The sequence below is a fragment of the Pontibacillus marinus BH030004 = DSM 16465 genome, assembly GCF_000425225.1.
Taxonomy (GTDB): domain Bacteria; phylum Bacillota; class Bacilli; order Bacillales; family BH030062; genus Pontibacillus; species Pontibacillus marinus.
Map to the genome: position 1 here is coordinate 1 of NZ_AULJ01000019.1, position 6,883 is coordinate 6,883.

General features: G+C 39.4%; 7 protein-coding genes. 4 read left to right on the plus strand and 3 right to left on the minus strand.

Annotated elements, in window-relative coordinates:
• Positions 1-388 precede the first annotated feature (388 nt).
• Positions 389-1,555 (minus strand): iron-containing alcohol dehydrogenase, encoded by a 1,167-nt coding sequence (locus H514_RS0104615; RefSeq protein ID WP_027445903.1) that lies wholly within the window; start codon positions 1,553-1,555, stop codon positions 389-391.
• A gap of 193 nt (positions 1,556-1,748) precedes the next feature.
• On the opposite strand from H514_RS0104615, the gene H514_RS0104620 reads away from it, so the two are divergent.
• Positions 1,749-1,982 (plus strand): DUF378 domain-containing protein, encoded by a 234-nt coding sequence (locus H514_RS0104620; RefSeq protein ID WP_027445904.1) that lies wholly within the window; start codon positions 1,749-1,751, stop codon positions 1,980-1,982.
• Between the two features lie 71 nt (positions 1,983-2,053).
• Here H514_RS0104620 and yugI read toward each other — a convergent pair whose 3' ends face one another.
• On the minus strand, positions 2,054-2,458 hold the full coding sequence (gene yugI / locus H514_RS0104625; protein WP_027445905.1) for a S1 domain-containing post-transcriptional regulator GSP13: 405 nt from the start codon (positions 2,456-2,458) through the stop codon (positions 2,054-2,056).
• Positions 2,459-2,899: 441 nt separating this feature from the next.
• Between yugI and H514_RS0104630 the strand changes: the two genes are divergently transcribed.
• The 3 genes from H514_RS0104630 to map all read left to right on the plus strand — a co-directional run bounded on the left by H514_RS0104630 (position 2,900) and on the right by map (position 5,826).
• Positions 2,900-3,751 carry an alpha/beta fold hydrolase gene (locus tag H514_RS0104630; protein ID WP_051255032.1) on the plus strand — a complete coding sequence of 284 codons (852 nt, stop codon included), beginning with the start codon at positions 2,900-2,902 and terminating at the stop codon, positions 3,749-3,751.
• A gap of 93 nt (positions 3,752-3,844) precedes the next feature.
• Entirely contained in the window at positions 3,845-5,014 is a 1,170-nt protein-coding gene (locus tag H514_RS0104635; protein ID WP_027445907.1) for a MalY/PatB family protein, read from the plus strand.
• Between the two features lie 62 nt (positions 5,015-5,076).
• The gene (gene map, locus H514_RS0104640) at positions 5,077-5,826 is read left to right on the plus strand and encodes a type I methionyl aminopeptidase (RefSeq protein WP_027445908.1); all 750 of its coding nucleotides are present in this window, start codon (positions 5,077-5,079) and stop codon (positions 5,824-5,826) included.
• Between the two features lie 55 nt (positions 5,827-5,881).
• Here map and H514_RS0104645 read toward each other — a convergent pair whose 3' ends face one another.
• Positions 5,882-6,475, minus strand: coding sequence for a superoxide dismutase family protein (locus tag H514_RS0104645; protein ID WP_027445909.1), 594 nt, complete (start codon positions 6,473-6,475; stop codon positions 5,882-5,884).
• Between the last annotated feature and the right edge of the window lie 408 nt (positions 6,476-6,883).

Here is a 6,883-nt window from a genome sequence, read left to right on the forward strand (position 1 = left end):
GACCCATGGCTGAGATCATTTTATCTCTTGCTTAAGGAAACTGTATTTTAGCTCTACATATAAGGCTTTAGATCACTTTGGTGCATATATGACTCACCCCCATAATCTACATCAGAAAACCTTACGATAGCTGCGGTTCCGTTATTCACCATTCGGCTAAGGTGGGCTGGGAAATGGGTTGACTCCAGCGGAAAAACGGGCTAGCGAGACCCCGCAAGGAGCGAATAGCGGATGAGGAGGCTCGATAGTTCGTCCGCAGGAAAGCAACCCATTTCCCAGCCCACCCGCTCTCAATTTGGCAACGGAACCACTCTAAGCCTTATTCCACAATCCTGCCAGATTGCTGAATAAAAAAACAGGCTGAGCATCCCCAGCCTGTTCTCTATTCTTATAAAGACATTTTTAAGATCGCTTCAACATCATCGTGTTCAAGTTTTCTAAAGTTGCCAAATGGTCCACGTTTCATAGCACGGTCAATCATTAGATCTAACTGGCTATCATCAATATCATAATCAGCTAAACGTTCTGGTGCACCAAGGCTCGTCCAGAAAGCGCGAAGTTTTTCGATACCTTCTAGCGCTACTTCTCTGTCACTCTTACCTTCTTCTTCTACATCAAACACTCGAACAGCTAATTGTTTAAAGCGCTCAGTATTATGATCCACATTATGCTTCATCCAACTTGGGAATAAAATCGCTAAGCCACCTGCGTGAGGAATATCATATACAGCAGAAACAGCATGCTCAATATTGTGCGTTGCCCAATCTCCGCGGTAACCCATTTGCAGAGAACCGTTTAATGCAATTGTACCAGCATACATGATCGTCTCGCGGTGCTCAAACGATTCAAGATCTTCCAATAGCTTTGGAGCAGTCTCAATAACAGTTTTTAAGACTCCTTCAATCATTCGGTCTTGTACGGGTGCATTTGTAGGTTGGTGGAAATATTGTTCAAATAAGTGACTCATCATGTCCACCATACCGTAAATCGTTTGATCACGTGGAACAGTCATTGTGTTTACCGGATCAAGGATAGAGAATGTAGGATTGGTTAAAGGTGCTGCACCCCAACCATACTTCTCGTTTGTTTCCCAATTTGTAATAACGGACCCTGCGTTCATTTCAGATCCAGTTGCCGCTAATGTAAGAACTGTTCCAAACGGTAATGCTTCTTGAGGTGTAGCTTTACGTGTTACTAAATCCCAAGCATCTCCTTCGTATTTAGCACCAGCAGCAATCGTTTTTGTAGCATCGATCACAGAACCTCCACCAACAGCTAGAAGGAAGTCGATGTTATGCTCTTTGCATAGTTCTACTCCTTTATGAACTGTAGACAATCTTGGGTTTGGCTCTACACCTGCAAGCTCTTTTACATTCAGGTTTAAGCTACTTAATTTATCGATCACTTGGTCATAAAGGCCGCTCTTCTTAATACTGCCGCCTCCATATACTAATAATACATTTTGAACATGTGAAGGAATTTCTTCAGTTAATTTTTCTAGTTGACCCTTACCAAAAATTAATTTTGTCGGGTTGTGATATACAAATGGTTCCAACGTAATTCTCCTTTCGATGTCTAACTCCACCGTCTTATTATGTCCAAAATTCTTTTCGGTTTCAAAAGATATGCAATGAGAAGAGTCTGTTGGTAAATCTTTCAGCAGGAAATTGAATTTTCCAAGTGTATAAAATCAGCAAAACAACTCAACCTATAACCGAATCAATTTTAAACTAAGGAGGAATAGGTACATGAGTACTCTTCAACGCATTGCTCTTTTGTTAGTCATTGTTGGAGCTGTTAACTGGGGACTTATTGGCTTGTTTCAGTTTGATTTAGTAGCAGCATTATTTGGTGGCGGAGAACAAAGCGGAGCATTCGCACGCGTAATCTATACACTTGTTGGTATCAGTGGTCTAATCAACATTGGTCTTCTATTCAAACCTAGTGAAGAAATGTCTGATCACCCAGAACCAGAAGCGTAAGACCCCATGGCTAGTTATGTACAATCTGAATAATAAAAAAATGTCCGATCTAATAAGATCGGACATTTTCATTATTTACGGTACGTGTTTTCACGCTCTTTAGACTGGTTAATCCACTCGTCTAATTTATCTTTTAGCGTATTGAAACCAGACTGGTCATCATCTTGATGTTGAACCTGTTGGTTTTGCTGAGGCTTACGCTGCTGTTGTTGTTGTTTTGGTTGTTGCTTTGGTGCTTCTTCTGTAGCGCGAATGGAAAGCGAATACTTTCCTTTCTCTTCATCGATATTTAAGATTTTAACCTTAACTTCGTCACCAATATTTAAGTGCTCGTTAATATCCTTAACAAAGCCATGTGTAACCTCTGAAATGTGTACTAAACCTTGTACTTCTTCATCTAATGCAACAAAGGCACCATAAGGCTGGATACCTGTTACTTTTCCTTCCAATACTTGACCTGTTTCAAACTTTGCCATGCTGAACAACTCCCAATATTAATTATATATTCGTTTCTTTTCACACAATATGTTATTTTATCATAATTACCTCACGCAAGCAAAATGAAGAAAATGACAATTAACCCCTTAATTCATAGTGGTTTTACAATTTTCTTATGAAAAAAAATCTGATCCTATAAAATTTTTCGTAAAAAAATTAGAGTTTGAGGTTTAATTTCCTTATAGCTTGGCAATACATAGTAACGTAAGACTTTCTCGTATTCCCCCTGTGAGGCAAAGCGTCGACAAACGCTTTGCTTTTTTTTATGCTTAACCTCCCATTTTGTATGAATCTTTGAATTACGCAAAAACTAAAGATACCTCAAATAAAACTACCCTATGGTTTAACTTTTCACGTAAATGTCTAAAACCAAAGAAACCAAATCACATCAACAACTTGAGAAAGGGAGGTACAGAAACGTGGAAACGATCCATCAAGAGGAACAGTGGCTAAACCATGAGGGAATCAATATTTCCTATAATTATTACTCAACCTCCTCCAGCGCTAAACCTGCTCTTGTTTTAGTACATGGATTCTTGTCTTCGAAGTTTTGTTATCGTTATATGATACCTGAGCTAGCCGAGCACTTTGATATCTTCGTTTTTGATTATCCTCCTTTTGGTGACAGTGACAAAGTTTGCGCTTACGACTTTTCTTATCGTAACTTTGCTCGTATTATTATCGAGCTTTTGGATCAACACAATATCTCCACCGCTTCAATAGGTGGACATTCGATGGGTGGACAAATTGCTTTATTAACCGCTCACTTGTATCCAGAGCGAATTGATAAGCTCATCTTATTTGCCCCTTCCACCTATGTTAAGAAATTTAATTCTTTTATGCGAATGGCTAGTAAAACACCAGCATTTTGGTATGTCTTGAAAAGATATTTTCACCGAAAAGGGGTATATGGAGCTTTGTTGGATTGTGTATATGATCCTCATGTTGTCGATAAGGATATGATAAAAGGCTATATGCGACCTTTTTTAAAGAAGGAGATATTTTACTGCCTGACTAAAATGATTCGTGATCGAGAAGGAGACCTCCCTTCTGAAGACTTACAACACATAAAAGCAGAGTGCTTGGTTCTTTGGGGAGAAGAAGATAAAGTTTTACCTGTATCACTTGGGCACAAGCTTATAAAGGACCTACCAACCGCAACACTTGTAACTTACGAAAAAATAGGTCACTTATTACCTGAAGAGATACCGCTCATTCTTACTGAAGAAATTAAGGATTTTTGTAAACCTAAGGAGAAAGCTACCGTTTAAAGGGTAGTTTTTTCATTTTTATAATTCGTGTTATTTCTGTTTCAGCAAATCTTTTTGTATGATGTAAGGAAAGACATGTAGGAGGTTTTTGAAATGTCAAAATTCCAAAAGGTAACAAATCGTTTAAGTACAAGATCAGTAAAGTGGGATTGGAGAAAGAAATTATTCAATAGTGAAGAAGTACTTCCTATGTGGGTTGCTGACATGGATTTTGAAGTACCTGAAGCTGTAAAAAATGCGCTTATTAAGAGAGCTGAGCACGGCATTTTCGGATATACTCTCACAGACCAAAAAGTAAATGAAACCATTCAAAATTGGCTGAAGTCTAAACATGATTGGGAGATTGAAAAAGACTGGCTTACATACAGCCCTGGTGTAGTACCAACGTTACATACCATTATTGAGGCATTAACTTCAGAAGAGGATAAAGTTCTTATTCAAACACCAGTTTATCCTCCATTTTTCCAAGTGGTGAACAAACACAATAGAACACTTGTTAAGAATCCTCTTCAAATTGAAAATGGACGTTACGAAATTGATTTTAAAGACCTAGAGGAGAAATTAGCTTCCGGAGTAAAAGCTTTCATTCTGTGTAATCCTCATAATCCTGTTGGCCGAGTTTGGCAAAAGGATGAACTACAAAAAATGGCTGATTTATGCATGAAGCATGATGTTTTAATTATTTCTGACGAGATCCATTCAGACCTAGTCTACCCTGGATATAAGCATATCCCGATTGCTTCATTGTCTAAAGATATCGAAGCAAATACAATCACATGTATGGCACCTTCCAAAACATTTAACTTAGCCGGGTTGCAAGCTTCTTATGTCATTACACCGGATAAGAAGATGCGTGAAGCAGTGAATGAACAATTCGGATTACAAGGTTTAAATATGCTAAATACTATGGGGATTACAGCCATGGAAGCAGCATATGAACACGGAGGACAATGGTTGGAAGAGCTCATTCAGGTAATAAAAAGCAACAAAGATCGTCTGATGGAACGCCTTCATTCAGAAACAGAAACTATAAAAGTAATCGAACCTGAAGGCACTTATCTTGTATGGCTTGATTGCAGAGAAATGGGTTTATCTCATTCCGATTTAAAGCAATGGTTTGTAGAAGGTGCAAAAGTAGGGTTGAATGACGGAGCTTCATTCGGTGAAGATGGTGAGGGCTTCATGAGAATTAATATCGCATGTCCTCCTGAAACACTAGAAGAAGGAATCAACCGCATTGTAAATGCTACTAACGCTAGATAAGTCAATATTCATTGGTCCTCCTCATACAATAGTGGAGGACTTTTTTTGATAGGAGGAGACGTATGATCACTCGAAAAAGTAAACGAGAAATTGAAATGATGCATGAAGCCGGAAAACTTTTAGCTTCATGCCATAAAGAAATTGCGAAACGTATCCAACCAGGTATTACAACCCTAGAAATCAATACATTTGTTGAGGAATACCTAGAGAAACACGGGGCTACACCTGAACAAAAAGGATTTCATGGATATCCTTACGCCACTTGTGCATGTGTTAATGACGAAATTTGCCATGGGTTTCCGAGAGACGAAGCCTTACAAGATGGGGATATTGTTACAATCGACATGGTTGTGAATTTAAATGGTGCACTTGCAGACTCTGCATGGACTTATAGGGTTGGCACAGTCGATCCAGAAGTAGAAAAATTATTAAATGTAACTCATGAATCATTGAAAAGATCGATTGATGTAGCCCTTGTGGGAAATCGCCTAGGAGATATCGGGCATGCTATCCAATCTTACGTAGAAGAGGAAGGGTTTTCAGTTGTTCGAGATTTTACCGGACATGGCATAGGCCCTACTATCCATGAAGACCCAAACATTTTTCATTTCGGCCAACCTGGAACTGGTGCTCGTCTTAAAGAAGGAATGGTCTTGACCATAGAACCAATGGTAAATATGGGGACATGGCATTCACAAAAAGATGATAATGGATGGACTGCAAGAACAATTGATGGAAAATGGTCAGCTCAATATGAACATACCATAGCAATCACGAAGGAGGGTCCTTTGATTTTGACAAGTCAGAATTAGGGACGCCCAAAATAAAAAATCCTACCTGGCTTGGTAGGATTTTTTATTTAAACCTTTATCCTTCTTCTTTTTTCTTTTCTTTTCCACCTTTAGTTGGATCAGAAGGTGGGTTCTTTTCAGCCGCTTCTTCCAGCTGAATAATACCACAAGCAACCCGAGGTCCAGCATCTCCAGCTGGTTGCGATAAACCATCGTCTGGTCCTTCGTGGATAACCAGGGATGTTCCTTCATCCTTTAGTAAAGAGTATTTACCATCCATTAATGTTGCACCTTTCACACTCACTTCAGCTTCGACCATTCCATCGGGATCTGCTTCAATATTTGGCATATCTCCTTTGTGCTGTCCTTTTGGATTCATCGCTCCATGCTCTTTTCCATCAGGATTAAAGTGACTTCCTGCGGATATAAAATCAGGTCCCTCACATTTCGGAAATTCATGGATATGTATGCCATGTAGTCCAGGTTCAAGCCCCGTTAGTGATAGTTTAATCTTCACTTCATCCGGCTGTTCACTAAGTTTCGCGGTACCAAGTGAATCCCCATCTGGATTGTACATTTCAATTTCAAACATCGATCGATTTTGACTATTACAACTTGTTAATACCCATAACAATAAGAATCCGACGATTAAAACACGATACTTTCTCATCAATACCCTCTTCCTTTCGTCATACTCTTTTGATAGTGTCGCCTAAATCATGAAACTTTAACCAAAAAAGTTAGACAAAAGCGCAAGCGCCCATATAGCAACGAAGGGACTGGACTGAGCCCGCAGTACGATTAACCAAACTTGCTGATTGGCAAGCCGTCAGGCGCAGACAGAAGCTTAGTTGCCGTGGTACTTTCACCTAGAAATTTTAACTACGTCGATTTTCTTCCTTGTTAAAATTTCATGTCACAAACGTGTAAAGGAAACACGATGAACCTTGGTGAATCGATGTTGACTTATCGTACGGAGAAAGTAATAAGGATGATCGGCTAAGTTCGTCACGTCCTGTGACAACGCCGATCTGACCCACGTCGTGTGGGCCCAAGTTCGTCACGTCCTGTGACAACG

Coding starts and splice junctions, on each gene's coding strand:
- H514_RS0104620 (WP_027445904.1), top strand. CDS start 1,749: ATGAGTACTCTTCAACGCATTGCTCTTTTGTTAGTCATTGTTGGAGCT.
- yugI (WP_027445905.1), bottom strand. CDS start 2,458: ATGGCAAAGTTTGAAACAGGTCAAGTATTGGAAGGAAAAGTAACAGGT.
- H514_RS0104635 (WP_027445907.1), top strand. CDS start 3,845: ATGTCAAAATTCCAAAAGGTAACAAATCGTTTAAGTACAAGATCAGTA.
- map (WP_027445908.1), top strand. CDS start 5,077: ATGATCACTCGAAAAAGTAAACGAGAAATTGAAATGATGCATGAAGCC.
- H514_RS0104645 (WP_027445909.1), bottom strand. CDS start 6,475: ATGAGAAAGTATCGTGTTTTAATCGTCGGATTCTTATTGTTATGGGTA.